This window comes from Acinetobacter sp. YH12098 (assembly GCF_013419235.1).
GTDB lineage: Bacteria > Pseudomonadota > Gammaproteobacteria > Pseudomonadales > Moraxellaceae > Acinetobacter > Acinetobacter amyesii.
This window is the reverse complement of the sequence record NZ_VPAO01000009.1, coordinates 1-26,971: the sequence shown is the minus strand read 5'-3', so window position 1 is coordinate 26,971 and position 26,971 is coordinate 1. Positions and strand designations below refer to the sequence as shown.

Genomic DNA, 26,971 nt, shown 5'->3' with positions numbered 1-26,971 from the left:
ATAGGGTATTGCGCTGTGAAAGATGACTATATTTTAATCGTCGACGACGAACTCCCGATTCGGGAAATGATCCATACTTCACTGGATATGGCTGGTTTTCAATGTCAGCAAGCTGAAGATGCCAAACAAGCGCACCAAATGATTGTGGATCAGCGTCCTGCACTGATTTTGTTGGATTGGATGATGCCTGGTGGCGTGAGTGGTGTAGACCTATGTCGTCGTTTAAAACGCGATGAAAATTTGTCAGAAATTCCAGTCATCATGCTCACTGCGCGCGGCGAAGAAGACCATAAAGTCCAAGGTCTAGACGCAGGCGCAGATGACTACATGACCAAACCCTTTTCCACCCGTGAGTTGGTGTCACGCATTAAAGCGGTGCTACGTCGCTCAAATGCCTTGGGTGGTGAAAAAACCATTGATGCCAATGGCTTAATCCTCGATCCAGTCAGCCAACGTGTCAGCTTTGGCAACACCATTTTAGATATGGGACCGACTGAATATCGTCTACTGGCCTTCTTCATGACCCATCCTGAACGTGCTTATACCCGTGCACAATTATTAGATCAGGTTTGGGGTGGAAACGTGTATATTGAGGACCGTACTATTGACGTGCATATTCGTCGTTTGCGTAAAGTTCTTGAACCTTTCCAAGCCGATCGTTATGTCCAAACTGTTCGTGGTACAGGTTACCGTTTCTCTACCCGTGCAGACGCTGTGATGGGTTAGTCATTTTAGGTCTTTAATTTTCTATGTACGAACCGTATCCCGTCCCTGAACTTGCCAGTGAACATAAAAAATTCCGTTACAGCAGTTTATGGACTTTTGCCAAGCAGGATTTAAGACTGCTGGCATTTTTCCTGCTCATTGCTGCACTCATCGGCTTTGGTATCGGGTACTTATGGATCTGCATCTTAATTGCCTTTGCAGTGTTCTTTGCATTGCAAATGCGTTCGCTGTACTTGGTTAACGAATGGATTTCAAACCGTCCCTATGATGTCCCGCCGAATTTAGACGGTATTTGGGGGGCTTTGCTCTTTAATGTATACCGTGCGCAGCGCCAAGAACGCATTGTACAAGCTGAAATGGTTGGTCTGATCGACCGCGCTCAATCTTCCTTGGTGGCACTTGCTGAAGCTGTGGTATTGATTGATGAATTACACCAAATCGAATGGTGGAACCCTGCCGCAGAAAAGCTTTTAGGGATTCAACAGCTGGATCAAGGGCGCAATATTTTAAGTATTTTAAGACAGCCTAGTTTTATCGAATACTTTACCAATATCGATTTAGCCCCCGATGGTTTGAAAATGAAATCATCGGTACTTGAAGACCATTATGTGCAAGTCAAATTGACCCGTTTTGGTCGCGAAAGTCGATTACTGGTGGCCTATGACGTCACACGTATGCATAACCTTGAGCAGATGCGTAAAGACTTTGTCGATAATATTTCACATGAGCTACGCACACCGCTCACGGTTTTAAGTGGTTATATCGAAACCTTTACCGATCAGGAAGATTTAAATCCACGCTGGAAGCGTGCGTTCGATCAAATGCAGTCTCAAACCCGCCGTATGAATGCTTTGGTCAATGACTTGTTATTATTATCTCGTCTTGAAAATGATAAAAAAGTTGCTAAAAATCAAATCATTGAAATGCCTAGCCTAATGAACCAACTGTATGACGATGCACATGCTTACAATGTGGATTATGGACATACACTGAATCTCGAGATTGATAGTCACTGTGACCTAATCGGATCAGATATGGAATTGGCGAGTGCCTTTAGTAACCTCATCACCAATGCGATTAAATACACCCCGAAAGGTGGTACTGTGACCATTGGTTGGCATGATGATGGTACGCATGGTTATTTTACCGTTGAAGATACCGGTATCGGGATTGATCCGAAACACTTACCCCGTTTGACTGAACGTTTTTACCGTGTGGACAGCGCCCGTAGTCGCCAAACGGGAGGAACAGGTTTAGGTCTTGCCATCGTGAAACACGTTTTGATGCAACATCAGGCACACCTTGAAATTGAGTCCAAAGAAAACCGTGGTTCGCTGTTTAAAGTAGTCTTCCCTAAAGAACGCTTGTATCATGTGAGCTAAGCAGAATCATCCCGCCGGTCTTGCTGTGCTTCCAACTGTTGTTCTTGTTGTTTGGCACGGCGATATGCAGGACGCTGTTGCATCCGTTGTAAGAAAGCCTGAATTTGTGGATATCGCCCTTGCGTTCGGGTCATGACGGCTTCTAATGGAAACGTCATCTGAATATCCGCAAAGCTAAACGGTCCCGCAAAATATTCATTTTCCGCTAAATGGTTTTCTAAAAACTCGATATGTTCTTTTAAGCGAGGTCGTACAAAACCTTTTTTGACCCCATCACAAATGCGATTAGCTACGGGTTTGATGACCCAAGGTACATGGCGTGGCACATTGCTCATGACCAACTGCATCACCAATAACGGCATCAGAGAACCTTCGGCATAATGCATCCAAAAGCGATATTGTTGTTTTGAATGTTCCGCCTTGGCTGCAAAAAAATCATGCCGATCGTACTTCTCTTGTAAATACTCCAAGATCGCTGCAGATTCTACCAAGACCAGTCCATCATCCTGCAATATGGGCGACTTTCCTAAAGGATGGATGACTTTAAGCTCAGGGGGAGCAGACAAATTTGGCTGGCGCAGATAAAACTGAACCTGATAATCCAGTCCTAATTCCTGCATTGCCCATAAAATACGAAATGAACGAGATTTTTCTAGATGATGTAGCACCCGCATGGGTTCATCTCCTATATGAAGTCTAAAATTTTCTTATTTCTGGCAAGCCATTATTATTTTGAATTACTTAAATCATAAAAAGTGTCAGATCACTGCTTAGGGCTATATCAAAACTAAATTTTGCACAGTACAGCAGCGACCTGCTTTTAAATTAAACTAGAGTGGTTTTAATGTCTACACTGCGCAATAAAGTTTTTGTCACTGGGGTTTTTTCACAAATGGACAAGATTTTTTGCTCTAATTCTGCATCCAAGGGCGTTTGAAAATGTAGACGTCGCTCAACCCATTCAGCACCTTCACGGTTCGCACAAAAGTCTGCCTCAATACGAAACTCACCCAATTGAATTTGTTTATGTGCTGCATACATGCGCAAAGTAATCATGGTGCATGAAATTAAGGAGGCACACAGTAAATCATACGGTGCTAAACCTAAATCCCCGCCACCAAATGATTCGGGCTTATCGGTAATAAGTTGATGTTTTCCACTCTGAATTTCACCTGCCCACGGTGCTTCTAAGGTGTTTACTGTTGCCGTTGCGACGATACCCATAATGACTCCCTCATGGTTATGCCGCACCATTTTCACCACAGGTACGGCTGTTCATTTTGATTTTTAAGTTAACGTGATGGACGCATTTTATCAGGGAAAGCCGGTGCTTCTAGTCGTGGACCATCATAGTCAGGAATAGAGCCAAAGCGTTCGTCCTGATTAATCCACTGCTCACGGGCAATATTCAATTCTTCTTGTGTGCGCCCCACAAAATTCCACCACAGCAGAATCGGTGATTCAAAAGGTTCACCTCCTAATAATAAAACACGGCCACCTGCATGTAGGTCAATTTTGACTTGGGTTAAGCCCGGCTCAAGTACCACCATATTGTCTTCATTGAGCTCATGACCATTGATACTGGCAGTCCCTTCGAGGGCCATAAAGCCATATTCAAATTTTGGATTGAGCAGCAGGACGGTACTTTGACTTTCCGAACTACGCAGATCGACACCTAATAATTCACTATGTACTTTTACCGGCGATTTAGTCTGTAAAAATTCACCCACCAATACCGTCAATTCAATCACGTCTTGTGTCACCACAGGCAACTCTGGGTAATGGTCAAACTGGGGCGCCATATTTATTTTGTCATCTGGCAATGCAATCCAAAGCTGCGCAGCATGCATTTGCGTTTCAGACTCTGGAGCAACCTCAGTATGCGAAATACCATAACCTGCTGTCATGAGATTGACTTGTTTGGGCTGAATTAACTGATGTGTGCCCAAACTGTCGGTATGCATCATGGTGCCATCAATCATCCAGGTAAATGTTTGCAAACCAATATGTGGATGCGGCCCAACATCTAAGCCATCACCTTGAGGGAAATGCACTGGACCAGCATGATCAAGGAAACACCATGCACCAATCATTCGTTTATGACGACTTGGTAAAGCTCGTTTAATCACTGTGCCTTGACCAATTTCAGCACGGCGCAGTGGAAATTCTTGAATGAACTGATTGACGTATTTTTCACAATCGTCGGAATGAGATATTTCTGTGTAATTGGTATTGGTCATATTCTTACCCTAAATTTGGCTAAGCCGATGCAAGGACTATCGGCTAGAGCTATGCATTTTTTTCCATTATATCTGCATTAACTCAATCTTCTTCAGCTGTCATTAATACGCTGAATCACAGAGATAGGACAATCGTTTTTTTGTTGCCTAATATGACATACAGCATAACAGTTATTGATGCTTATTTAGACAATACCCAATGCAAAATTACTTGTTCAAATCACGTGAAATGTTAATTTAAGCAACACAAATTAACACTCATTTTTGACCAAACAATACCAAATAATTCACAAATCATTGAAATAACGTGTTTAATTTTAAATAAAAATGATATAAATTATTTGAGTTACATAAATTTACATACAAACCATGCTCACCCGTCGGTCATCTTGCATGATCAATGAGTATAAGAAAGAATCACGTACACTGATCCAAAATGCCTTGAAAGGAACCTTTATTCGCGTTCCTGCTCAATTTCGTCAAGAATTTTTCCACTACCATCGTCGTCAACTTTTTAAATTCTTTTTCCAAGTCAACATCGTGGCACAATTGGCCTATCTCTCTTATGCCATAGCGGATTGGTTTATGTTGCCCGATGTGGGCTTGCTCGCGATAGGCTTAAAAACGGCCTATACCTTACTGATGATGGGCATCACATGGGTCATTTATACATATAGCAAGAGCATTTTACTCTTTGACTTGATGCTTCCCCTATCGATCGTTGGCGCTTCTGCCCTGTGGTTTAGTCTACTCAATTTATCCAATAGCCCTGATGTGCCGATTTATTTATATGCATCCTTGGTTTTTATCGTGTTAGCCAATTTATGTGTGCAAATCCGCTTTAAAGCTGCTGTGCTCATTTCTCTGTGTATCAGTCTAATCTTGCTGATTGGGGTGTATTTCGCCGTTTCTGGCAATATCCATCAACTGCAACTGTTTATCTTGATCTATTCCCCTGTGTTGTTATTTAGTTTGTATATCAGTTGGAATTCAACGCAAAAATCCAGAATTGTTTTTTTACACAGTAAACTCGATCAGTTGAACCGTGAAGCGCTCAATATTATGGCGCATACCGACGTGCTGACCGGCTTAAACAATCGCCGTCAATTTATTCAACTTGCCAATTATCATATTCATCATCAGTCCAAACCGTTACAGCCGCTTTCATTACTGATTTTTGATGTCGACAAATTTAAAAATATTAATGATCAATTTGGGCACTATATTGGTGATCATGTTTTACAACAAATTGCAGAAACGTGCCGACATACCTTACGTAGCCAAGACATCATTGCCCGCTTCGGCGGTGAAGAATTTATAATTCTTTTACCGCAGACACACCTGCGTCAGGCTCAAGATATTGCCGAACGTCTACGACGGGCAATAGCCGATGATTATTTAGAACTTGATACACTACAAAAACTTAAATTTACCGTTTCAATTGGTGTTGCCGAATTTGGTCAAAAAAACCGAGATTTACAAAGTGTCATTCGCATGGCCGATCAGGCACTTTACCAAGCAAAATCTGCAGGACGCAATCAAATTTCAACTTATAAAACAGCAAGTTAATAATATATTTTGTAACATTCATCAGACGATTTTTTATCATTCATTCGAAAAATCCCTAGTTTCAGGTAGATATTTTTGTGTGTTTTTTGTTCATAATTTGTCCTAAGCCATTTATGGAGAAGGGACATGTCTGTTGATGTACGAATGAGTTCTTGGACTAATTCGTCTGCTCAGGAAGTTCGTAAAAATCATACTCATACTTTGAAACTTTCTGAGTGTGATCTTGCCAATCGTGCCGAGATTGAACAAGCCATTGCAGATCCCTTTGCACGTATTCCTACGCAGTTTAGAAACTATTTTCTACAACATCAGTATGCCCATCAGTTACCTTATTTGCGTCAAGTAAACTACATGGCGCAGATTACGTTTCTTCTTTATTTTTTTGCTGACATTTTTATTATCCCTGACATGTTCTTTTGGTCAGGTCTTTCTCGAGTGGCCATGATTGTTGCTGCCTTATTGGTCAGCTTCTATCTGTTTAAATACAAAAAAGATATTCGTGTGCTCGACATGATCTTACCGATTGGGACAGTCTGCAGCACCGCGATTTGGATTGGCTTATTACTGGCTTCAAATAGCCCAATGGTCTCGTCCTATATCTATGGTGCAGCGATCTTTATCTTGATTGCCAATGTCTGCGTACAAACACAATTTAAGCCAGCCTTGTATTGTTCGGGCCTCATTTCGCTATTGGTATATTTTGCGGTGAGTCAGCTTTTATCATGGCAAGAAGCACTGATTTTTGTGGTGGTGTCTATTCCTGTTTGGATGATCAGCCTGCATATGAGTTGGAACAATACACTCAATGCACGTCGTCATTTTTTACGTACCCTGCTTGATGACTGGAATATGCATACACTGAAAAATTTAGCGCATACAGATGAGCTCACCCAGTTATACAACCGTCGTCAGTTTGTTCAGTTGGCTGAGCATCGCATCCATGAATGGCCAACGCCTGCAAGTACTTGCTTATTGATGTTTGATGTCGATCATTTTAAACATATTAATGATAATTACGGTCATGATGTTGGTGATCAGGTACTGCAATGTATCGCTGAAACCACCCGCAAAGAAATGCGCCAAAAAGATGTCTTGGCTCGTTTTGGTGGCGAAGAATTTATTGTGCTTCTGTCGGAAACGCAAATACAGGATGCAATGTTGATCGCGGAACGTATTCGTTTAACGCTTCAAAATCAATCTTTGCTGAATGTCGCAAATCACCCGATCCAATTTACCGTTTCCATTGGTGTTTCACAGCTCAAATCACATAAGCAAAATTTAACTGAACTGATTAAGCAAGCGGATATTGCGCTGTATCAGGCAAAAGAAAATGGCCGTAACCGTGTAGAGCGCTATGATTCAAGCATGAAACCCGAACGTAAATCGACGAAATCTTGGCAGAGCTTTACCCATAAAGCAAAACCCAAAGCTGAACCGAATAATGAAAGCGATAGTAGTTGGTCAATTGTTTATAAATAGAATGTTGAGATATAAAAAAGGACGCCGAGGCGTCCTTTAAGTTTATTTAAAAACTATCTTCATCAAAACGGTCTTGATCTATTTTATAAATATGGAAACTTCTTTCAATTTGAATACCCAAGCCAAATTCAATCATGAGAGATGTAAGCTTGTCACCATCAATTAAAACAATGCCTGATTTCTTTGCTGACTCAATTGCTTCTTTACTAAAACAAGAAGTAGTAATAAATACGCCCTTTTTCGCCACTTGATCAGCCAAAGCTCCCTTAAACTATTGAATGTCAGGGCGCCCCACCGTATTTTCCCAACGTTTAGCTTGAATATATATTTTATCTAAACCTAAACGATCTTCACTGATAATACCGTCAATGCCGCCATCACTGGTTTTACCTATTGCTTGGGCTGCGTCTTGATGTGAACCGCCATAACCCATTATTACCAACAAATCGACAACTAATTGCTCAAAGAATTTGGGTGAATTACTTTTAATTTTATTTAATAGCTCATCTTTAATTGTTTGATTAAGCTCCTTTGATGATTGTTCGATTATTTCTGCAGGCGTCAAATGTTCTGTTTGAATAGATGTAGCATGCTCTTCTATTAGAACTAGATTTTGAATATTTTTATTATGGTTAGAACCAATTTTATAATCAGAAAACCCTTCAAACTGCATCAAATACTGATTAGTTATATTGGATAAGCTGGACAAATCAATAGACCAACCTAAAGTACTTAATTCGCAAAGACCACGTGATGGTTGTTGTATCAAACCTGCTTTAACCAAATATGTTTTCGCCCAGCCAACACGATCATAAAATACTGTTTTTGTACCACTAGATAGCCTTAAATTTAAATCAGCTTCAGATAACCCAGATCTTTCAGCTAAAATTTTTGTGGCAGAACTTAATTTTATTGCCTCTTTTTGTTCTGCTAAAAGTTTCATTAATGGAAGCATCAACTGATCGTATGTAGGCAATGACATTTAACTTGCTCTTTTAAAATAGTATTTTTCATAATTATAAATAAAAAAAGGACACTGAAGCGTCCTTTTTTTATTAGAAATATTTAGGTTTCCCTAAATAGCCGCGAGCATAGCTCTTGGCGTAAAACTGGCACGAAGCAGTGCTTCGTGAAACCCCAGTTTTACTCCCATTCAATCGTAGCAGGTGGTTTAGACGATACGTCATAAACAACACGAGAAACTTCAGCAATCTCGTTCATGATACGTGTAGAAATCTTGTCTACTAAGTCGTATGGAAGATGTGCAAAACGTGCAGTCATAAAGTCCACAGTTTCTACAGCACGAAGCGCGATCACCCATGCATAACGACGGCCATCACCTACGACACCCACAGATTTCACAGGTTGGAATACAGCAAATGCTTGTGCAGTTTTGTCATACCAGCCGCTTGCGCGAAGTTCTTGCATGAAGATGTCATCTGCTAGACGAAGGATATCTGCATATTCTTTTTTCACTTCACCAAGAATACGTACACCTAGACCTGGGCCTGGGAATGGATGACGGTAAAGCATTTCAAATGGAAGACCAAGAGTTGTACCTAAACGGCGTACTTCGTCTTTGAACAAATCACGGATTGGCTCAACCAATTCGAATGCTAAATCTTCTGGTAAACCACCCACGTTGTGGTGTGATTTAATCACGTGTGCTTTACCTTGTTTGCTTGCCGCAGATTCAATTACGTCTGGGTAAATGGTACCTTGAGCAAGGAAGTTCACACCGTCAAGCTTACGTGCTTCTTCAGCAAACACTTCAATGAATTCACGACCAATGATTTTACGTTTTTTCTCTGGATCAACTTCACCAGCAAGTGCTGTTAAAAAGCGATTTTCAGCATCGGCACGAATCACGCGGATACCCATGTTTTTCGCAAACATGTCCATCACTTGCTCGCCTTCGTTCAAACGAAGTAAACCGTTATCTACGAATACACAAGTCAATTGGTCGCCAATCGCACGGTGTAAAAGTGCAGCTACAACAGATGAATCTACGCCACCTGAAAGACCCAATAGAACTTTTTGATCACCAATTTGCTCACGAAGTTGTTCTACGCGAAGATCGATGATGTTTTCTGAGTTCCACAAGTTACGGCAACCACATACGCCATGTACGAAGTTAGACAACAACTCAGCACCTTTCGCAGTGTGTGTCACTTCTGGGTGGAATTGGATACCGTAGAAACGACGTTTTTCATCAGAAACCATCGCCACTGGGCAGCTTGGTGTGCTTGCAGTGATTTGGAAACCTTCAGGAATTTGAGTCACTTTATCGCCATGACTCATCCATACTCTTAATTGGTCTTTGGTATCTTCAAGATCACCAATTAAAGCGTCACGGACTTTAATATCAACTTCTGCATAACCAAATTCATGCACAGTACCTGGCTCAACTTTACCGCCAAGCTGTTCTGACATGGTTTGTAGACCATAGCAAATACCTAAAACAGGTACACCAAGTTCAAATACAACTTGTGGTGCGCGCGGACTACCTTCTTCATGAACACTTTCTGGACCACCTGAAAGAATGATCCCGTTTGGGTTAAATGCACGAATGTCTTCTTCAGACATATCAAATGCGTACATTTCTGAATAAACACCAGCTTCACGTACACGACGTGCAATAAGCTGACTATATTGAGAACCGAAATCCAAAATCAGGATACGGTCTTCAGTAATTTGGGTATTGGTAGTCATGGCAAACAACTATGCAGGCAACGAATATAAGCGCCGTATTCTAACATTTTTCTTGGACTTTCGCACACTATTCGGACAGGGGCAAAAATCCCAAGCCAAACGGTGTTTTTTACAACACATTTCAGGACTTTACCCATCCGCTTTCAATCAGCGATAGACATGAAAAAAGCGGCAGAACGCCGCTTTGATGGATGCTCGGACTCATGACAACTTTATTTTGATTTTTCAATCCAATGATCAAAACTGAATTTACCAGCACCATGCAGCATGAGAAATAATAAGCCGCCAGACATCGCCAAGTTTTTCATAAAGTTAATGCCATCTTCAGCACCACCATGGAATAAAAATGCAGTGATTAAACTAAATACGGTTAGACCCAATGCCGCAAAACGTGCTTGAAAACCAAACAATAAAGCTAAGCCACCACCCAACTCAACTAAAATGGTGATCGGAAGTAGCCCTGCCGGTACACCCATTGACTCCATATAACCTGCGGTTGCAGTGTAAGCCGTAATTTTGCCCCAACCTGCCACAATAAAAATATAAGCCATTAATATACGTGCAACGAGACTGATCACTGCATTGATTTGAGGCTGTTGACTAAGATTTTTCACCATCAAATTTGGGTTAAGCATACTGAAACCTATTCTTAATACTGTTCAAAAGATGTGCTTAGATTAGGTCGTTTCTTATTCTCTTTAAATATGCTTTTATAATACTCATCATTCCATATATAGAACGATTTTACTGATAATTAATTACGTTTTAATACTGACTTTACTGCCCCAGACTGATAGCATCAGACCACTATTTTACGCATATAAGCCCCATGGAACTGATTGATTTTATACTACATGTTGATGACCATTTACTCGAGTTCATTACCAATTATGGCGTATGGATTTATGCAATTCTGTTCCTGATTATTTTTGTTGAAACCGGTTTAGTCGTCATGCCCTTTTTACCGGGTGACAGTCTTCTGTTTGCAGCAGGCGCGCTCGCTGCGTCAACAGGTGCCATGGATCCGTGGGTTTTGGTGATTTTGCTGTTTATCGCTGCGGTCTTGGGCGACACGCTGAATTACCATATTGGTAAATATATTGGCCCACGTGTCTTTGAAATTGAATCACGCTTCATTAACCGTCAACATTTGGTGAATACGCAAAAATTCTTTGAAAAACACGGTGGTAAAACCATTATTTTTGCCCGCTTTATTCCTTTTGCACGAACCTTCGCGCCTTTTGTCGCAGGTGCAGGCAGCATGAACTATAAGTACTTCCTGACTTTTAACATGATTGGTGCGATTTGTTGGGTTGGCTCATTTATCACTTTGGGTTATTTATTTGGCAATATGCCCATCGTGAAAGATAACTTCACCCATCTGATCTTCGGCATCATTATTATTAGTATTTTACCGGGCGTGATTGGTTTTATTCGAGCAAAATTAAAAAAGTAAACTGATGTGGTGAACGCTTTTAAGCAAAAAAGCGTAAAACCACAGGAAACATACATAAAATCAGCATCAGGGCCGATCCTTTATACAGAAGATCGGCCTTAATTTTTTGGGTCTTACCCGCCAAAATCGTCCGTCCAAATGACATCCAAAACAACGCAACAGGCAACAAAACCACACTAAATACAGCGAAAACCAAAATAAAATTTAATGGGCTTGCCCAAGTTTCTATCGGGAAAATACCTGCAGCAAAAAGCAAGGCTTTCGGATTTTTTAATGAGGAAATGAATAATTCACGTGGTTGAATTGAAGGATGTTTTTGATTGTACTGGTGTAAATGCGTCGATTTCCACAAATGAAAAGCCAACCATAAAACATAGGCAATACTGAGAAAATGTAGCAAGTGAATTAAATTCGGCCACACTGGAGCGCTTAAATGAATAATCAACGCCCACAAATTTATGGCATAGAAATAGCCCAATAATTCTGCAGGAATCAGCATGCACGTCTTTGCAATGCCTTGTTGATGCGCAGAGCTTGCCATTAGTGCATTGCTAGGTCCCGGCGTCATCATCACCGCAATCATTGCCAATACAAAAAGCCAACTCTCAATCATAAATACCCAGACAATGTTTCAAAGCGCACACCTTAGCCGAAATGAATTTAAAAAAACAAGTACGCGCTAGGTCAGTTTTATCCTTGTACAAGTCAAAGTGATCACGCTGAATATTCAAGATCAGAAGGAAGTATTGAAATACACCAATAATATTTAATTTAATTTTTTCATAGATTTAAATATTTTATTGGCTCTAAATAGTGCAGTTTATTTGGCTCAAAAAAAATGCCAGTAGACGCGTCGCCTACTGACAAATTTTATTACACTTTTCTCATAGCACAGGCCTAAGCCTCAGCTCATGATCCGCTTATGATTTTGCTGCGGTAGCCGAATTTACGCGAACGATAATCGGACAACCTTTAAATTTTGCTGCCTGTACAATCGCTTCTTGCTCACCTAGAACGCGTGAAAGTTCGGTACGTTTGGTATTTGAAGATTGTCCCATATTGACCGAAATACTCGGACCAATGCCCCAACCTCCACGGCTGCCCCAGCCACCACCAAGGCCTACACCCACACCAACGCCTGTACGCTTCGGTGTTTCTACACCATTTTGAATATAGTCGTGGATTCGGTTGTATTCGCTTTGCAATTGTTGGCAACTCAAAGACTGATACTGTGTAGGTGAAACATAGCTTGGTTTTGGCGTACTTGCACATGCACCCAATACAACAGCAGTGAAAGCAACTAGACCACATTTAAGTGCATTCATACTTTTCTCGATACTACTTTTGCTCAATTTCATTGAACAATGATTGATAGGCTTGCGTCAATTTATGATCTGCAGCCAAATGGATTAAAGGTTGATTTTTATGATGAGATTCTTTCATCAGCACCGAAGGCGGTAACATGCTGTCCAATACAGGAAGTCCTTCATCTTTGAGTTGTTGTACAACTTCGCGCGGCAACTTCGCCTGTGCCTGAAATTGATTGACCACAATGCCTTCAATTTCCAAATGATCATTATGATCATCCTGCGTTTCTAACACATTTTCGATCAGGGTCTGTAAGGCACGTTTTGAAAACACATCGCAGTCAAATGGAATCAGCACGCGATCTGCCGCAATCAACGCAGATAAGGTAAAAAAGTTAAAGGCCGGCGGTGTATCAATAAACACTCGATCATATTGACCGCTCATCTGCTGCAAAGCATCGCGGAGTTTGTAAATTTTATGCTTAGATTCTAAGGCATGTGCCAACGCGCCTAAATTTGGACTGGCAGGAATCACATCTAAGCGTGGATAAGGTGATGCATGCACATAGCTTTCCAAACCTTTGGCACGACCTTTCAAAATCGAACCGATGGCATTTCCCAACAAACCTTTACTTTGTTGTGTCCCCAAGACTTCTTCAAAATAATTTTCAATATTGGGTTCAAGTGCAGGCTTATCTGCCGAATACGTCGCATCATCCCCCAACAAATATTGACTTGAATTGGCTTGAGGGTCGAGGTCAATCACCAAAGTTTTTAAACCTTGGTGCGCGCTTATCGCCGCTAAATTGACCGTAATACTCGATTTCCCCACACCACCTTTTTGGTTAAATACCACACGCGTACGCATTCAAAACCCTCTAATCTTTGTTTTTCTACTCAAGCCTTGAAATCGGCCATGTGGATAAGCCATTTATCCAAAAACTGGTTTGATTATAACCAATGTAATGATGAAAATAAGTGCAATAGCTGCAATAAATAAGCCCGCACGGCGCTGAACCAATAAAATACTGTCATCTTTTTTATACGCTTTAGATAAAGAAGACAGCAGCACCAAAAACAGCACAACTTTGGCATAGAACCATGGCTGCACATCAAAGTTCTTCATAAACAATAAGATAATTCCAGTCACGGCAATTAATGTCATTGAGCCATGTTGCAAAGCAACAAAAAACTTCCGCCCTGCCGGATTGGGTAAATTGCCCTGCGTCCCTTTAAACAACGTAAAAGCACGAATGAAAATGGCAGCACAGCCTAAAGCCACACCACACATATGAATGATTTTAATGATTAATTGCGTTTCCATGGCTCACCTTAAGATGACTTAGGTGCATGCGCACATTCAGGGCTAGTGGTGTCTTGACCTTTCCATTCTTCGAGTAAAAACGCATGAATGGCCAAGGCATGAATTTGCCCCGGACTAAGTAAATCACCGGCTGCGGCATAGACTTTTTGATGACGTTGCACCAAACGCAAACCTGCAAATGCCTCACTCACGATCACTGCTTTAAAATGCGACTCTTTACCTGGGAAATAACCTCCATGACCTGCGGACTCATTCACCACTTCAAGATGTGTAGGCGCTAATGTCTGTAGACGCTCAATTAATTGCTGTTCTAAACTCAAAACGGCTCTCCCAAATTCAAAAAAAGGTTCAACTGGTCTTAGTATAGCCTGTATTTGTTGAAGTTCTTGTGTCGCAAACTTGCTGAAACCATCTGAATTGCATGATTTCATCAAAATGGAAGCCTTCGACCTGCAAAAATCTTCCGAATTTCAAACAAATTGTTTTTATTTTATGCAAACGATGCACAGATTTTCATAAAGTTATTGACCTGAAAAATCCTTAATGTATTATACGTGGCTATGCGGGAATAGCTCAGTTGGTAGAGCATAACCTTGCCAAGGTTGGGGTCGGGAGTTCGAGTCTCCTTTCCCGCTCAAAATTTTTTCATTCGGTTTTTTATTTAAAAAATTGGATAGACTCCGCGGGAATAGCTCAGTTGGTAGAGCATAACCTTGCCAAGGTTGGGGTCGGGAGTTCGAGTCTCCTTTCCCGCTCCAAATTTTTTTCGATTCAGTTTTTTAGTAAAAAAACAGGATAGACTCCGCGGGAATAGCTCAGTTGGTAGAGCATAACCTTGCCAAGGTTGGGGTCGGGAGTTCGAGTCTCCTTTCCCGCTCCAAATTCAAAAAGCCCTCATCGAAAGATGGGGGCTTTTTTTATGTTGATTTTATTATATTTTTTAAAAATAACTCTTCATTAAAAGAGCTATACTTGCAGCAAAGCTAAACATAACTTATATCGTTTGTGACCAAGATGTGACCATTTAGTGCCATGCTCTATATAAATCACCTTAAATGACACCATATTCCACCAAATCACATGCTTGTTTTTATTTTATCTACAACCAAACAGCTTAATATTAGCTTCAGATTTCATCACATAGATTTAACTTTTTTTCTTAAATTTACGACTAACGCTTTTCTGATGTGACCATTTGTGACCAAAAAAATTTCCGGAAAAGCTTATTCTCCGATGTTATTCGACATTAAAAATATTTCACAAAATATATCAAAATAAAATTTGAACGATCATTCAAATTTTATATCTAATTTTGTGACCAATTCATTTTTAATGTGACCACTTGTGACCAAATCAACCTTCACCATTTTGATTATTAACATTTTTTTTAAAAATCAATAAATCTCCTACTTCGATATTTAATGCCGTACAAATCTTATCTATAGTTTCAAAATCAATTCGAACAGACTCATCGTTATAAAGCTTATGTAGTGTAGATTTATTTATCCCTGTACTTCTCACCAAATCAGCCACCTTCAGCTTCCGCTCAGCTAATAGAACTGCCAAGTTTGAATTAATCATAAAATTTCCCAGTTAAATAATAAAAAGTACTTGCAAAGACATAAAAATATGATAATTTACGTCTTAGGGATAATTTTTCCTAGTTACCTAGTAAAAACATGAGGTTCTATTATGTCATACACCTATCTCACAGCCCAACAACTGGCTGAAAAAATTCAGTACGATGCTCGTACCATTCGCAACCAATTAAAGGACAGTGTCTTTATTGAAGGTGTTCACTACATCCGCCCTTTTGGTGGTCGCAAAATTCTTTTTGTTTGGGAACGTATTGAAACTGAAATGCTTAAGTTTACTGGACTAAGCATGGATGCCCTACATTAAGTTTCAGGAGGTTTAACTAATGGCTACCATCCGGGAACGAAGTGGCAAACTAATTGCCGATTTTCGCTACATGGGCATTCGTTGCAGAGAAACAACCAGTCTTGAAGACAATGCTTATAATCGCCGCATTTTAAAAAAACGTCTCGAGCAGCTTGAAGCTGAAATCACTTTAGGAACTTTCGAATACGAAAAATACTTTCCTAGAAGTAAACGCATTGAGGAATTTAAAGAAAAAAGAAGCCAACAAATTGCTGTCCAAACCAATGTTCCTCTATTCAAAGATTTTGTGCACATTTGGTTTAAGCAAAAACAAGTTGAATGGAGAAGTTCCTATCAGGAAAAAATTCAAATTGTCATGAAAAAATATTTGATTCCTGCTTTTGGGAATCAGGTAATGACAAAAATTAAGAAATCAGACCTGCTGAACTTCCGTGCCTCTCTCGCCAAAGTGACACACGGAAATGATCAAACAAGTCTGAAAGCATCGAGGATTAATCAAATCATGACGCCTTTACGTATGATACTCAATGATGCGGCTGAACGATATGAGTTTGAGTCGCCTTATAAAAATATTAACAATCTGAAAGAAAGTAAGATTGAAGTCACACCTTTTTCTCTGGAGGAGGTACATAAAATTATCACCACGGTACGTGAAGACTTCAAACCTTATTACACCATTCGCTTTTTCACAGGTATGCGTACCAGTGAAATCGATGGTCTTCAATGGAAAAATATCGACTTACAACGTCGTGAAATCCACATTAGAGAAGCGCTAGTAAATGGTGTTCTTGGCGGAACCAAAACTTATGGTTCTGACCGCACGATCCAAATGAATGATCGGGTTTATCAAGCCTTTTTACAACAGAAAAGCTTAAATAATGGTAAATCAGAGTTTGTTTTCTGCAATCGTGATGGTGGACCTCTCGATTATCGTCTGGTGAATAAACGTGTTTGGCATCCCCTACTACGCTTTTTAGGGCTAAAGCCCCGTCGTGCTTATCAAACACGCCATACCGCAGCAACACTCTGGTTGTCGGCAGGCGAGAATCCGGAATGGATCGCACGCCAGCTGGGACATTCAACCACTGAAATGCTGTTTCGGGTCTATAGCCGTTACATCCCCAATGTTACGCGCCGCGATGGCAGTGCATTTGAAGCCATGCTGGAAAAACTAAATACAGAGGAGCTTGCACATGAATAGTAAAGCTTTCTTTGGTGGTGTGGTCGTCAGCCCTGAAGCAGATATAGTCGCTCGTGAATTAATCCATGAGCTACACATTCCCAAACTGCATAATCTGGCCTTTTTGCTGGAAATCAATAAATGCTTCGATGATCACCAAGCATTGAGACTCTGGTTACAGCGAATGCTGGATGAAGGGGAAGCCCATTACGATGACCTGGCCCAACAGGCTCGTCTCCGGTTAATGAGCTTAGCTTCCTGATCAAATAAATAACAAGGTCATCTAATTGATGACCTTAGCTCTCTATACCTATAAGAAAGGTGGACACATGCATAAAGATATTTCAATTTGGATGCCACTCTATATTGGCGACTTACAGGCGAAATTTGCACGAATGACAGCAGAACAAATTGGTGCAGCACTGCTGTTAATGATGGATTTCTGGAAAAATGGTGCTATTCCTCATGACCTAGCGACAGTATGTAGCATCACAAAATTATCGCAACATACCAAGGCTAAAACTTTGTTGAATACGCTGTTGGCCCTGGAATTGTTTGAAATCGAATCTGAGCAGATTCATTCAAGTTTTTTAACCAGTTTAAAAAGCCAGGCATTGCAAAATCAGCAAATGAAATCTGATAAAGCTAAAAATGCAGCTCAAGCACGTTGGGGGAAATCCGCAAGCAATGCTCAAGCATCAGCCAAGCAACGGAAAGTAAATGCTCAAGCAAATCATAAGCATAGCCCGAGTATTACTCAAGTCATGCTTGAACCATGCCCTTCATCTTCATCTTCATCTTCATCTTCATCTTCATCTTCATCTTCATCTTCATCTTCATCTTCATCTTCATCTTCAAATTTTGAAGAAAAAAATGAGAGTTTTTTAGAAAATTCAAAATGGATTTAGGAGAATAATCATGAATACCATGCTTAAAACGCTCCAGTTTCGCGCAGAAACAACAGAAACACTCTGCCCTACCCATCACATACCCCTGATGGAAATTGCCGGTCATAGGCTCTGTAAATTATGTGCGAAAGAAACCGTCCATCACTCACATGCAACCTATGCAGATGAGCTGCAACAGCGATTTCTACAACAGAAAATCAAAAACTCAGGGCTCAACAAACGCTACCTGGATCGTGGCTTCAAGAATTATGTAGTTGCATGTCCTGCACAAGACAATGCCATCAAACTATGTCAGGCTTTTGCACAGCAGATTATTTCTGACAATTATCCAAACCTGCTGCTCATTGGTACACCGGGTACAGGAAAGACTCATCTGAGTGCGTCAATCATTCGCAACATTCTGCATAACAGCACAAAATCTGCACGCTACTATACCAGTGCAGAAATTGCTCAAAAAATGATGGACACCTGGTCAGATGCTTCACGCTCTGAAAAGGAAGTTATCAAACATTTCTCCAGTTTTGATTTATTGGTGATTGATGAATATGGCTTACATGACCGACATGAGAAACGTCTGGAGATGGTACATAAAGTTCTGTATAGCCGTTATGACAATATGAAGTCCACACTGCTAATTTCCAATTTCACACTTCAGAATATACAGCGGGATTTAGGTGTCCGATTATGGTCGCGGTTGCATGAAAACAATTTGATTGTAGTGCCATGTTATTGGGAGGATAATCGGATAATCGGATAATCGGATAATCGGATAATCGGATAATCGGATAAGAGTAAAGTCTAATTAAGCCAATTATCTTACTAAGATAATTGGCTTTTCAGTTAGTAATGTTACCAAAGTAATGGCCTTTAGCATGTGGAAAAAAATTCCAGAAGAGGGTGTGAAGTCCTCTCATTTTTAAGTTGAAGCTCACAGGGTCGCTTGCTAAGTTGCATTTATTAAAATTTATACCAACTGGCTAAACTATTAAAATAAAGCGCAAGTGATTCAACGACATAATTTGACGTATACCATGATTTTTTTTTGAAAACTAAGACGTCCAGATGTATTATCAAAACATAATCGTGGATTTATGTAGAAGATGGTTTATTTAGACTTTGCTGCTTCGACCCCGTTGCTCCCTTCTGTTAAAACAGAATTGTTTCGTTCTTTTCAAGAAGATTACTCAAATCCTTCTTCTGTTCATCAAATGGGCCAATCTTCTGCTGATAAAATAGAAATTGCCCGTGGAAAAATTGCGGAGTCAATTGGAGCATATAAAAGAAATAGTTTTTACGAGTGGAGCATCTGAGTCAAATAATTTAGCAATTAAAGGTTATCTACTCGCTAACACAAAAAAAGGCAAGCATATTATAACAAGCACTATCGAACATAAATGTGTCTTATCTATTTGTAATTTTTTAAAAAAAGAATTTGATTATGAAATCACTTATATTGCACCACAAGTAAATGGCATTGTAAAAGCACAAGATATTATTTCACATATGCGTGAAGATACAGTACTTGTTAGCATTATGCATGTAAATAATGAACTAGGATCTATTCAACCTATCAAAGAAATTGGCGATGCTTGCTTCAAAAAAAATATCAAATTTCATGTTGATGCCGCGCAATCTTATCTAAAAGTAAAATTGATGTGGATGAATTAAATATTGATTTTCTTTCCCTTTCTGCACATAAAATTTTTGGCCCTAAAGGTATTGGAGCTTTATACATCAGAGAGGCTTTGTTGCATAAATATGTAAGCATCTGATTTAAATAAATTTAATTTTGGATCAAAAAATAATCAAAACTTTTAAAATCATATAGTTATGAAATCTTTGTGCAACAAAGCCCTTTAACAGTAATACTTCTAAGTAATGAAGAATAAAGAAATTGAATACGACATTCCCTGTCGTATGACTTACGCCAGTCGCGTATAACCTCGTGCTAAACCACAAGGTTATACGCTCCAATGGATAAATAACTCAAAGCACAGGGATGATCCACATCCCTGTACTTTGTATGTGACTCGAAAGCCACCCTTAATATGATATTAACCGATGATGATTTGACCGTTTGCCAATAACTGCTCCAAAGTTAAACCCGCTTGATTTTCAAGCACCAGTAATTCTGTCGAATGATAGGCGGTTGCCGAACCATCACGATCTACCGACACTACGACATTATCGCCATCCTCAGTTACAGAGATATAGTCTGCGATATTTGAGTGATCCTCTAGCAATCCGGTAAAGAAGTCTGCGCTAAACTCAATTTTGTCAGCTTCGCTATCCGTAGCAGTGTCACCAAAATGGAAATCTTTCCATGTATCGGTAGCATTGCCAGCAGTCGCATCGGCAGCATTTAAGACCACATAGATCGCTGTGTCTGAACCCAAACCACCTATCAAGGTATCGTTACCTGAACCACCATTGAGGATGTCACTTCCTGCACCGCCATTTAGGCTGTCATTCTCGAAACCGCTTATCAGCAGATCATCATCGAACGAATCGGCAACGAAGCTTTCGGCAGATGCACTCCTGCCGGTAATGCCGGATTCGCCGTAATCGAACTCGCCGATGGTGTAGGTGTTGGTCGAACCCTGCACCTCCAGTCCATCCACCAGGAAGTTGCCGTCGCCCGCCTTCACGACCAGGTAACGGAAGTCGTCGTCGATACCATTGAGGTCGAAGGCCCGCCGGGTGGTGTTCTGACCATTGTTATTACCATTGCCCGATCCACTCACCGATCCGTTGGCAACCAACACCCCGGCAGCGTCATAGGCATACCACTGCGCGGTTTCTCCATTGGTGAAGTTGGTGAAGGTCAGGCGTGCGGACTGAACGTCATAACCGATATCGATCACCAGGCTTTCGTTGCCGGAGATACGGGCATCGGTACCGCCTGTACCGCCGGTCACGCCGATGCCATTGCCACGCGTATTTGCGGCGTCCAAAATCCCATTCACGTTCCTGGCACCTACACCCGTCGATGCCGCCAACGCCACATCCAACGTCTCGCCCACCTGCAACCCATTGGTTGGCTGCCCAGCGAAGAACAGTGCCGTGTTGTTGGTGTAGCCCGCCACCTCGAAACCGGCTTGGGTCCACTCGGTCACGCTTGCATCCCCGCTTGCCGCAAGTGTCGTGGCCCCCGCGCTCACGCTACCGCTGAGCACGTTGGACTGCGCCCCGTTCGGATCGGTCAACTGGATCTGCACGGTGCGCTCGCCACCCGCCGCGCCGGGCTGGAACATCACCGAGCGGATGGCATCCTCGAAGTCGGCCAGCGAGGCCGGGCCGGTCAGAGTCAGCACCTTGTTGCCGTCGACGGTGGTTTCGCTGGCAGTGATGCCCAGCGGCAGCACCGTGATCAGCTTGTCGCCGGTCTGGGTGCCCAGCAGAGTGATGGCGGCGGACTGGACCTGGCCGTTGTCCCAATCGCTGATGCTGAAGGTTCCACCGGTGGTGACCTTCACATAACCGGAAATCAGGTCCTGGCCCGAGCCATTGGGATTGACCACGGTCACCGTGTTCCCGCCGGGCACGAAATCCGGTACGCCCAGCCCGGGGTTGGTCAACCCTTGCGGGAAGATCGTTGCGAAATTCGTGCCGTTTCGGGTACCGATGAAGATTTCCTCCAACTCGGTGGAGTTCATGTTGCGGGTGGCATAGAAGCGCACGCCGTCCTCGGTCATGATGATCTGGAAACGCGGCAGGCCGTTGCTATTGGCAGTCCAGGGATTGCCTACACCCAGCCAGGTGCCATCGGCAAAACGCAGCGTGACGACATGCTGCCCCGTGCTGGTGGTGGTTTCGTTTTCCAGCTGGAAGATGGTCGTGGAACCCGTTCCGTTACTGAAAATATCCTGGCCGTTGACCAACAGGCTGAAGGTGTTGTCCACCCGATCGAGGTTAATCACCGCGCGCACCGTGGACGGGTCCACACCAGTGCCGACGTTGAAGGTCATGGTGTTGGTGCTGGCATTGTTGTCGCCTGCCGTGCCAACCGAGGAGAACCGGCCATCGCCCAGATTGCCGCCGCTCACCGGCGGCTGCTCGCTGGCGGTATCGATCGCAATCGTCGGTGCGTCATTGCTGCCGTTGACGGTGATGTTGAGGTTGGCGGTGTTGGTGTTGCCCGCCGCATCCCGCACCGTGTAGGTGATCACCTCGACAGGATGATCGTTATTGTTGAGCGCCTGGGTGACCTGGCGGCCGTTGTCCAGGGTGTAGGTGTAAGCACCGTTCGTGCCGATGGTGATGGTGCCGTAGGTGGTGGTGATCGACCCACCCGGCGCTGCGGTGTACTCGACACCGCCCACGGTGACCTTGAACCCGGTCACCGTGCCGGCTGCACTGCCGTCGTTGCTGAGCACGTTGCCGCTGGCCGAGCCAACGCCCGGCACGGTGTTGCTGGTTTCGGTGACCGAACCGCTGTCATCGGCGGCGCTCGGCGGCCGGGTATCGATCACCACATTGTCGCCGTTGCCACTACCGGCGTTGCCGGCGTTGTCGTAGTAGCTGCCGTTGCCCACGGTCACGGTGGCGCTGCCCTCGTAGTTGGCATTCGGAGTGAGGGTGCCACTCCAGGTCAGGCCGCCGTTGCTGCTGGTCAGGTTGCCGATGCTGACATTGGCAGGGTTGCCCAACAATGCACGGACTTCCGCCGCCGTCAGCGGCTGGCCCGAAGCGTTGTGCGGCACTTCGCTGAAGGTCAGGGTCACCGTGGTGGTTTCACCGGCGATCAGATCGCCATCCGCAATTTCGACAGTGACCATCGGAGCCTGGGTATCCACACGCACACTGTCGCTGTCGCCGCCACCGACATTGCCGGCACGGTCGTGGTAGCCGCCCGCATCGATGCTGATCGTGAGCGTTTCATCCGCCATGCCCGACGTCGGGGTGACGGTGCCGGTCCAGGTGTGACCGCCATCGCTGGTGGTCAGATCACCCACGCTCACGCCCGTCGGCAAGTTCAGCAATGCCTTGACCTGCTCGGCCGTCAGTGCGGTGCCGGTGGCATCGTTGTACGGTACTTCGCTAAACTTGATGCTCAGATCGGTAGTCTGGCCAGCCAGCAGCTTGACCGCGTCGATCTCGACATCCACGGTAGGCGCTGCGGTATCCACGGTCATAGTGAAGTTGCTGGAGACCTCTCCACGCAGGCCGGTGGCATCGTTGTAGGCACGCGCCGTCACCGTGACGGCGCCATCGGCTAGGGAGCCAGTGGTGGTGATCGGCGGGCCCAGACGCTCAGGCGGTACTTCCCAGGTCACCGTACCTGTGGCCTCGGCGAGCGGAGTGCCGTCCGCCGTAGTGCTGATCATAATTGGGTTGGACAGGTTGTATAGGTACACCAGGATGTGGGTAACTGAATGCCCTTCCTCCAGTGTGATGCTGCCCTTAATTGTGCCCTTGTTGTCGTTGGTCACACCGCCGTTGATCACATCGGCGTTGTGTATGCCTCCAGAAACGGCATCTCCATAGCCCGTCACCATGACCGGTGGCAGATCAAGCAAGTCCTCTGGGTCAATGACAAGGTCATTGCTGATGCCGATATTGCCTGCACTGTCGGTGATGTGAACCTTGAGCTTCGACCTGTCGAACGTTTCACCGTCCGCTAGACCCAGCCCGCTAGAATTCAGATCCACCTTGATCGACAGGTAATCGGTACCGGCAATCCGGTCGCCCACCGTACCCGTACCAACCACGTTGCCGTTATAAGTGACGGTCACAAAGTTACCAGTATTGGCGCCTTGTTGATCACCGAACGGACCAGCGTATTCCGATACCAGTGCCGTGACTTCGTTCTGACCTTCGACGTAATCCACGCTGGTGGCTTCCGGCGCGACGGTATCGGTGACGAAGGTGTATTTCTGCGAGGCCTCGCTGGCCTTGCCAGTCACTGGGTCGACCGCCTTCACCTGTAGGTAGATGTTGTCGTTGCGAAGGTGGCCAGCGGCCCAGATGGTTTGTAGCACGTCGTGGAACTGATCCGCACTGATGGTCCATGCGCCAGTGTTCGGGTCCACCGTTACGGTCACGTCAGCACCATTAGGGAAGCCAGGCACGCCCTGTATCTCATCTGAAGTGGTGAACTTGTTGGCGTACAGACGCAAGGTGACCTCACCATTCTCATTGACCAGCGCCGGATCCACCGTGCCAGTGATGTCCCCAAGCACGTCATTGCTGTAGTTCACGGTATTGGCGGCGGTGGTGATGATCTGGCTCTGCGACATACCACCGACGGTGTATTCCACCACGATGTCGGTGTTGTTGCTGTACGGCTCCAGGGTGTAGCTGCCATCGGCGTGGATGGTGATTTCACCGGCTGCCACGCGAATGGCCTCGCCGATCGCAACCGGCGCGCCGTTGACGGTGACGCTGCCGGAGTCGATCGTCTGGCCAGCGGCCACGCCATCAAGCTGGCCGTCATCGATGTAGCTGTTGCCGACCGAACCGATGTTTTTCAGCAGTACGGTGGTGACCTCCACCTGCGCATCGTGGGTGGAAACCTGGACCTGATAGTTCTTGCCGTCTGCGCCCGTAACGGTGAAGTAGTCCATCAACGGACCTGCCGAAGCGGTCAACTCGGCTTCGATACCCGTGTTGAGCTGGTAGCTCCAGTGGCCGTTTGCATCGATACTGAACACGCCGTGTTCGCCAGCTTCATTGCTGACAGGCGTGAAGCCCTGCGGCTGGTGCCAATCGCCCAGCACCTGCCCAGCAATGGTGGTGGCAGGCGTTGGTGCGCCGGGGACGACCGTGGTGCTCTGCACGCTGTCGATGTTGTCGCCATAACCAGTGATGACCGGCGGTGGCGGCGCAGCGACGGTGTAGGTGTGGCTGGTGTTCGCGCTGTTGCCAGCGGCATCGCTGACGGTGGCGCTGGCGCTGCCGTCCTTCAACAAAGCAGCTTGTGCTTGGGTGACCGGAGCCGTCCAGGTGCCGCCTGCAGCGACCGTGCCGGTGACGACGATCGGGCTGCCATCCACATCGTTGAAGATCACGGTGACGGTAGTGCCTTCGGCCACGCCAGTGACCGTACCGGCGACGGTGATGCCGCTGCCAGTCTTCTCGCCCCACTGCACGATGTCATCGCCGCTCGCCACCGTGGTGATGGTGATGGTCGGCGCGGTCAGGTCGAGGGTGGCCCCCTCGCTGTCATTGGCCGGGTTACCCGCCTTGTCGGTGACTTCGGCCAACACGGTGATCGGGCCATCGGCCAGACCGGTGAGGTCGGCGGTGGTGCTGTAACTACCATCGGTACCGACGGTGGCGGTGACCACGACGGTGGCACCGTTCCCATCGGTCACGGTCACGGTGACGGTCTGATCCGCCTCGACACCGGTGGTGGTGCCGCTGAGGGTGATGTTGGTCGCCTCATCGCGCGACAGGTTGCCGTCGCCGATTGCAGCCTGGTCGATGGTCGGCGCAGTGGTATCGACGGTCACGCTGTCGCTGTTGCCTGTACCGGCATTGCCCGCCTGGTCGTAGTAGCTGTTGGCCGGCACCGTTACCGTCAGGTCAGTCGCATTGACAACGCTGTCGGCGGTGAGAGTGCCGGTCCAGGTCAGGCCGCCATTGCTGGTGGTCAGATCACCCACGCTCACGCCCGCCGGCAAGTTCAGCAGAGCCTTGACCTGCTCGGATGTCAACGCGACGCCCGTGGCACTGTGCGGCACTTCGCTGAAGACGATGGTCAGGTCGCTGCTGGGATCGGCGATGTTCAACACCGCGTCGGTGATAGTCACCGTCACGCCTGGCTGCACGGTATCGACCGTGACCGCATGGTTGTCCGAGGCTACGTTGCCGGCCTCGTCGCTTACCGTTGCCGTGACCGTCAACGGGCCATCGGCCAGGTCACCCACGTTGTCCGCAGGCACCGTCACGGTCCAGTTGCCATCAGTACCCACCGTTGCGTAGTGGATCTTGCCGCCCACGACCACCTCCACCGGCTGGTTTGCTTCCACGCCCGTGGTCGTGCCGGTGATGGTCAGACTCTCGTCCGATTCCAGCGCGTTGATCACATCGTCAACGGCCAGCGGGCCGGTGATGGTGATCGTGGCTTCAATGTCCACCGAGTAGGTGCGGTTGGTATCGGCCGTGCCCGCATTGCCAGCGTCATCATGAGTGGTGACGCTGGCGGAGATGGACGTACCAGCCGCCAGATCAGCCCCCGGCACATTGATGCTGAAGCGCAGCGTGCCTTCGTCGTCGTAGACCTCGCCGGTGAAGGTTTTGCCATTGACGGTCAGGGTGACGATATCCTCCACCTTCGCATCGCCCCCCACCGTACCCGTCACCGGCACGTTGTCGCGCTCGGATTCGGACTTATTGATTACGTTGTCCGCTGTAACCGCATCAATGCTAAGCGTCGCTGTCGGTGCTGTGGTGTCAACGCTATAGACTTTATCAGCTGTCACTGTCGCAGGGTTGCCTGCCACATCATGCACCACCACACTGCCTGCGATTGATTGGTCGCCATCAGCCAGCAAATCACTACCTGCTACATCAACACTCCAACTACCGTTTGCTTGAACTTCAGCAGTGTACTGTTGATTGTTGATGGTCAGAGTGACGATATCGCCCTCAGTAAATTCACCGGTCACGTTACCAGTCAACGTCACAGTTTTTCCTGCTTCCGCAGCATTCACAACGTTGTCCGCTGTAACCGCATCAATGCTAAGCGTCGCTGTCGGTGCTGTGGTGTCAACGCTATAGACTTTATCAGCTGTCACTGTCGCAGGGTTGCCTGCCACATCATGCACCACCACACTGCCTGC

Annotated in this window: 22 protein-coding genes, 3 tRNA genes and 2 pseudogenes; 14 read left to right on the top strand and 13 right to left on the bottom strand. The window is 45.1% G+C overall.

All coding sequences use genetic code 11. The annotated features are described in order from the left end of the window. Positions 1 to 15: 15 nt before the first annotated feature. Both phoB and phoR read left to right on the top strand, forming a co-directional pair. Positions 16 to 726 (top strand): phosphate regulon transcriptional regulator PhoB, encoded by a 711-nt coding sequence (gene phoB / locus FTU38_RS03870; protein WP_078194048.1) that lies wholly within the window; start codon positions 16 to 18, stop codon positions 724 to 726. Between the two features lie 23 nt (positions 727 to 749). Further along, positions 750 to 2,108 carry a phosphate regulon sensor histidine kinase PhoR gene (phoR, locus tag FTU38_RS03865; RefSeq protein ID WP_078191505.1) on the top strand — a complete coding sequence of 453 codons (1,359 nt, stop codon included), beginning with the start codon at positions 750 to 752 and terminating at the stop codon, positions 2,106 to 2,108. Here the strand turns inward: phoR and FTU38_RS03860 are convergent. The 3 genes from FTU38_RS03860 to FTU38_RS03850 form a co-directional block, all read right to left on the bottom strand. Next, positions 2,105 to 2,782, bottom strand: coding sequence for a glutathione S-transferase family protein (locus FTU38_RS03860; RefSeq protein WP_180003539.1), 678 nt, complete (start codon positions 2,780 to 2,782; stop codon positions 2,105 to 2,107). The genes phoR and FTU38_RS03860 overlap by 4 nt on opposite strands. A 151-nt stretch (positions 2,783 to 2,933) precedes the next feature. Then, positions 2,934 to 3,332, bottom strand: coding sequence for an OsmC family protein (locus FTU38_RS03855; RefSeq protein ID WP_180110606.1), 399 nt, complete (start codon positions 3,330 to 3,332; stop codon positions 2,934 to 2,936). Positions 3,333 to 3,400: 68 nt separating this feature from the next. After that, positions 3,401 to 4,348: a pirin family protein gene (locus tag FTU38_RS03850; RefSeq protein ID WP_180110605.1), complete on the bottom strand. Its 948-nt coding sequence runs from the start codon at positions 4,346 to 4,348 to the stop codon at positions 3,401 to 3,403. A 393-nt stretch (positions 4,349 to 4,741) separates the two neighbouring features. Here FTU38_RS03850 and FTU38_RS03845 point away from each other — a divergent pair, with 393 nt between their 5' ends. Both FTU38_RS03845 and FTU38_RS03840 read left to right on the top strand, forming a co-directional pair. Next, entirely contained in the window at positions 4,742 to 5,917 is a 1,176-nt protein-coding gene (locus FTU38_RS03845; RefSeq protein ID WP_180110604.1) for a GGDEF domain-containing protein, read from the top strand. A 144-nt stretch (positions 5,918 to 6,061) separates the two neighbouring features. Beyond that, a complete protein-coding gene (locus FTU38_RS03840; RefSeq protein WP_180110618.1) occupies positions 6,062 to 7,396 on the top strand; it encodes a GGDEF domain-containing protein in 1,335 nt (444 codons plus the stop codon). Between the two features lie 46 nt (positions 7,397 to 7,442). Here the strand turns inward: FTU38_RS03840 and FTU38_RS03835 are convergent. The 3 genes and pseudogenes from FTU38_RS03835 to FTU38_RS03825 all read right to left on the bottom strand — a co-directional run bounded on the left by FTU38_RS03835 (position 7,443) and on the right by FTU38_RS03825 (position 10,743). Further along, a pseudogene (locus FTU38_RS03835) lies at positions 7,443 to 8,378 on the bottom strand (restriction endonuclease). 161 nt (positions 8,379 to 8,539) lie between these two features. Then, positions 8,540 to 10,108, bottom strand: a complete 1,569-nt coding sequence (guaA, locus tag FTU38_RS03830) for a glutamine-hydrolyzing GMP synthase (protein ID WP_180110603.1) — start codon at positions 10,106 to 10,108, stop codon at positions 8,540 to 8,542. A gap of 212 nt (positions 10,109 to 10,320) precedes the next feature. Further along, positions 10,321 to 10,743 (bottom strand): DoxX family protein, encoded by a 423-nt coding sequence (locus tag FTU38_RS03825; protein WP_180003548.1) that lies wholly within the window; start codon positions 10,741 to 10,743, stop codon positions 10,321 to 10,323. Positions 10,744 to 10,937: 194 nt separating this feature from the next. Here FTU38_RS03825 and FTU38_RS03820 point away from each other — a divergent pair, with 194 nt between their 5' ends. Continuing rightward, on the top strand, positions 10,938 to 11,564 hold the full coding sequence (locus tag FTU38_RS03820; RefSeq protein WP_180003550.1) for a DedA family protein: 627 nt from the start codon (positions 10,938 to 10,940) through the stop codon (positions 11,562 to 11,564). 19 nt (positions 11,565 to 11,583) lie between these two features. Here the strand turns inward: FTU38_RS03820 and FTU38_RS03815 are convergent, their stop codons facing one another. From FTU38_RS03815 to FTU38_RS03795, 5 genes are all read right to left on the bottom strand, one after another. Further along, positions 11,584 to 12,177: a LysE family translocator gene (locus FTU38_RS03815; RefSeq protein WP_168378830.1), complete on the bottom strand. Its 594-nt coding sequence runs from the start codon at positions 12,175 to 12,177 to the stop codon at positions 11,584 to 11,586. 307 nt (positions 12,178 to 12,484) lie between these two features. Beyond that, complete coding sequence (locus tag FTU38_RS03810) at positions 12,485 to 12,889, bottom strand: hypothetical protein (RefSeq protein ID WP_180003552.1); 405 nt, start codon at positions 12,887 to 12,889, stop codon at positions 12,485 to 12,487. A gap of 13 nt (positions 12,890 to 12,902) precedes the next feature. Next, positions 12,903 to 13,739 (bottom strand): ParA family protein, encoded by an 837-nt coding sequence (locus tag FTU38_RS03805; protein WP_180003554.1) that lies wholly within the window; start codon positions 13,737 to 13,739, stop codon positions 12,903 to 12,905. 63 nt (positions 13,740 to 13,802) lie between these two features. Continuing rightward, positions 13,803 to 14,195 carry a SirB2 family protein gene (locus tag FTU38_RS03800; protein WP_168378832.1) on the bottom strand — a complete coding sequence of 131 codons (393 nt, stop codon included), beginning with the start codon at positions 14,193 to 14,195 and terminating at the stop codon, positions 13,803 to 13,805. Positions 14,196 to 14,203: 8 nt separating this feature from the next. Further along, complete coding sequence (locus FTU38_RS03795) at positions 14,204 to 14,515, bottom strand: BolA family transcriptional regulator (RefSeq protein WP_180110617.1); 312 nt, start codon at positions 14,513 to 14,515, stop codon at positions 14,204 to 14,206. Between the two features lie 242 nt (positions 14,516 to 14,757). Between FTU38_RS03795 and FTU38_RS03790 the strand changes: the two genes are divergently transcribed. The 3 genes from FTU38_RS03790 to FTU38_RS03780 all read left to right on the top strand — a co-directional run bounded on the left by FTU38_RS03790 (position 14,758) and on the right by FTU38_RS03780 (position 15,075). Beyond that, a tRNA-Gly gene (locus FTU38_RS03790) sits at positions 14,758 to 14,830 on the top strand. 47 nt (positions 14,831 to 14,877) lie between these two features. Beyond that, positions 14,878 to 14,953 (top strand) — tRNA-Gly (locus tag FTU38_RS03785). Positions 14,954 to 14,999: 46 nt separating this feature from the next. After that, positions 15,000 to 15,075, top strand: a tRNA-Gly gene (locus FTU38_RS03780). Positions 15,076 to 15,548: 473 nt separating this feature from the next. On the opposite strand, the gene FTU38_RS03775 is transcribed toward FTU38_RS03780, so the two are convergent. Then, on the bottom strand, positions 15,549 to 15,776 hold the full coding sequence (locus FTU38_RS03775) for a helix-turn-helix transcriptional regulator (RefSeq protein ID WP_180110602.1): 228 nt from the start codon (positions 15,774 to 15,776) through the stop codon (positions 15,549 to 15,551). Between the two features lie 111 nt (positions 15,777 to 15,887). Between FTU38_RS03775 and FTU38_RS03770 the strand changes: the two genes are divergently transcribed. The 6 genes and pseudogenes from FTU38_RS03770 (at position 15,888) to FTU38_RS03745 (ending at position 19,957) form a co-directional block, all read left to right on the top strand. Further along, the gene (locus FTU38_RS03770) at positions 15,888 to 16,097 is read left to right on the top strand and encodes a hypothetical protein (protein ID WP_180110601.1); all 210 of its coding nucleotides are present in this window, start codon (positions 15,888 to 15,890) and stop codon (positions 16,095 to 16,097) included. A 19-nt stretch (positions 16,098 to 16,116) separates the two neighbouring features. Further along, positions 16,117 to 17,298 (top strand): Arm DNA-binding domain-containing protein, encoded by a 1,182-nt coding sequence (locus FTU38_RS03765; RefSeq protein WP_180110600.1) that lies wholly within the window; start codon positions 16,117 to 16,119, stop codon positions 17,296 to 17,298. Continuing rightward, positions 17,291 to 17,539, top strand: a complete 249-nt coding sequence (locus FTU38_RS03760; RefSeq protein WP_180053788.1) for a hypothetical protein — start codon at positions 17,291 to 17,293, stop codon at positions 17,537 to 17,539. Before FTU38_RS03765 ends, FTU38_RS03760 begins: the two co-directional genes overlap by 8 nt. A gap of 67 nt (positions 17,540 to 17,606) precedes the next feature. Next, positions 17,607 to 18,185: a DUF1376 domain-containing protein gene (locus FTU38_RS03755; RefSeq protein WP_180110616.1), complete on the top strand. Its 579-nt coding sequence runs from the start codon at positions 17,607 to 17,609 to the stop codon at positions 18,183 to 18,185. A 10-nt stretch (positions 18,186 to 18,195) separates the two neighbouring features. Beyond that, positions 18,196 to 18,942: an ATP-binding protein gene (locus FTU38_RS03750; protein WP_180053790.1), complete on the top strand. Its 747-nt coding sequence runs from the start codon at positions 18,196 to 18,198 to the stop codon at positions 18,940 to 18,942. Positions 18,943 to 19,285: 343 nt separating this feature from the next. Next, positions 19,286 to 19,957, top strand: a pseudogene (locus FTU38_RS03745) (cysteine desulfurase family protein). 282 nt (positions 19,958 to 20,239) lie between these two features. On the opposite strand, the gene FTU38_RS03740 reads toward FTU38_RS03745, so the two are convergent. Then, complete coding sequence (locus FTU38_RS03740) at positions 20,240 to 26,956, bottom strand: Ig-like domain-containing protein (RefSeq protein WP_373686430.1); 6,717 nt, start codon at positions 26,954 to 26,956, stop codon at positions 20,240 to 20,242. Positions 26,957 to 26,971 lie beyond the last annotated feature (15 nt).

Excerpts from the sequence above, each read along its gene's own strand:
- phoR (WP_078191505.1), top strand. The coding sequence starts at position 750 with ATGTACGAACCGTATCCCGTCCCTGAACTTGCCAGTGAACATAAAAAA.
- FTU38_RS03860 (WP_180003539.1), bottom strand. The coding sequence starts at position 2,782 with ATGCGGGTGCTACATCATCTAGAAAAATCTCGTTCATTTCGTATTTTA.
- FTU38_RS03855 (WP_180110606.1), bottom strand. The coding sequence starts at position 3,332 with ATGGGTATCGTCGCAACGGCAACAGTAAACACCTTAGAAGCACCGTGG.
- FTU38_RS03850 (WP_180110605.1), bottom strand. The coding sequence starts at position 4,348 with ATGACCAATACCAATTACACAGAAATATCTCATTCCGACGATTGTGAA.
- FTU38_RS03845 (WP_180110604.1), top strand. The coding sequence starts at position 4,742 with ATGATCAATGAGTATAAGAAAGAATCACGTACACTGATCCAAAATGCC.
- FTU38_RS03840 (WP_180110618.1), top strand. The coding sequence starts at position 6,062 with ATGAGTTCTTGGACTAATTCGTCTGCTCAGGAAGTTCGTAAAAATCAT.
- guaA (WP_180110603.1), bottom strand. The coding sequence starts at position 10,108 with ATGACTACCAATACCCAAATTACTGAAGACCGTATCCTGATTTTGGAT.
- FTU38_RS03825 (WP_180003548.1), bottom strand. The coding sequence starts at position 10,743 with ATGCTTAACCCAAATTTGATGGTGAAAAATCTTAGTCAACAGCCTCAA.
- FTU38_RS03820 (WP_180003550.1), top strand. The coding sequence starts at position 10,938 with ATGGAACTGATTGATTTTATACTACATGTTGATGACCATTTACTCGAG.
- FTU38_RS03815 (WP_168378830.1), bottom strand. The coding sequence starts at position 12,177 with ATGATTGAGAGTTGGCTTTTTGTATTGGCAATGATTGCGGTGATGATG.
- FTU38_RS03810 (WP_180003552.1), bottom strand. The coding sequence starts at position 12,889 with ATGAATGCACTTAAATGTGGTCTAGTTGCTTTCACTGCTGTTGTATTG.
- FTU38_RS03805 (WP_180003554.1), bottom strand. The coding sequence starts at position 13,739 with ATGCGTACGCGTGTGGTATTTAACCAAAAAGGTGGTGTGGGGAAATCG.
- FTU38_RS03800 (WP_168378832.1), bottom strand. The coding sequence starts at position 14,195 with ATGGAAACGCAATTAATCATTAAAATCATTCATATGTGTGGTGTGGCT.
- FTU38_RS03775 (WP_180110602.1), bottom strand. The coding sequence starts at position 15,776 with ATGATTAATTCAAACTTGGCAGTTCTATTAGCTGAGCGGAAGCTGAAG.
- FTU38_RS03770 (WP_180110601.1), top strand. The coding sequence starts at position 15,888 with ATGTCATACACCTATCTCACAGCCCAACAACTGGCTGAAAAAATTCAG.
- FTU38_RS03765 (WP_180110600.1), top strand. The coding sequence starts at position 16,117 with ATGGCTACCATCCGGGAACGAAGTGGCAAACTAATTGCCGATTTTCGC.
- FTU38_RS03760 (WP_180053788.1), top strand. The coding sequence starts at position 17,291 with ATGAATAGTAAAGCTTTCTTTGGTGGTGTGGTCGTCAGCCCTGAAGCA.
- FTU38_RS03755 (WP_180110616.1), top strand. The coding sequence starts at position 17,607 with ATGCATAAAGATATTTCAATTTGGATGCCACTCTATATTGGCGACTTA.
- FTU38_RS03750 (WP_180053790.1), top strand. The coding sequence starts at position 18,196 with ATGAATACCATGCTTAAAACGCTCCAGTTTCGCGCAGAAACAACAGAA.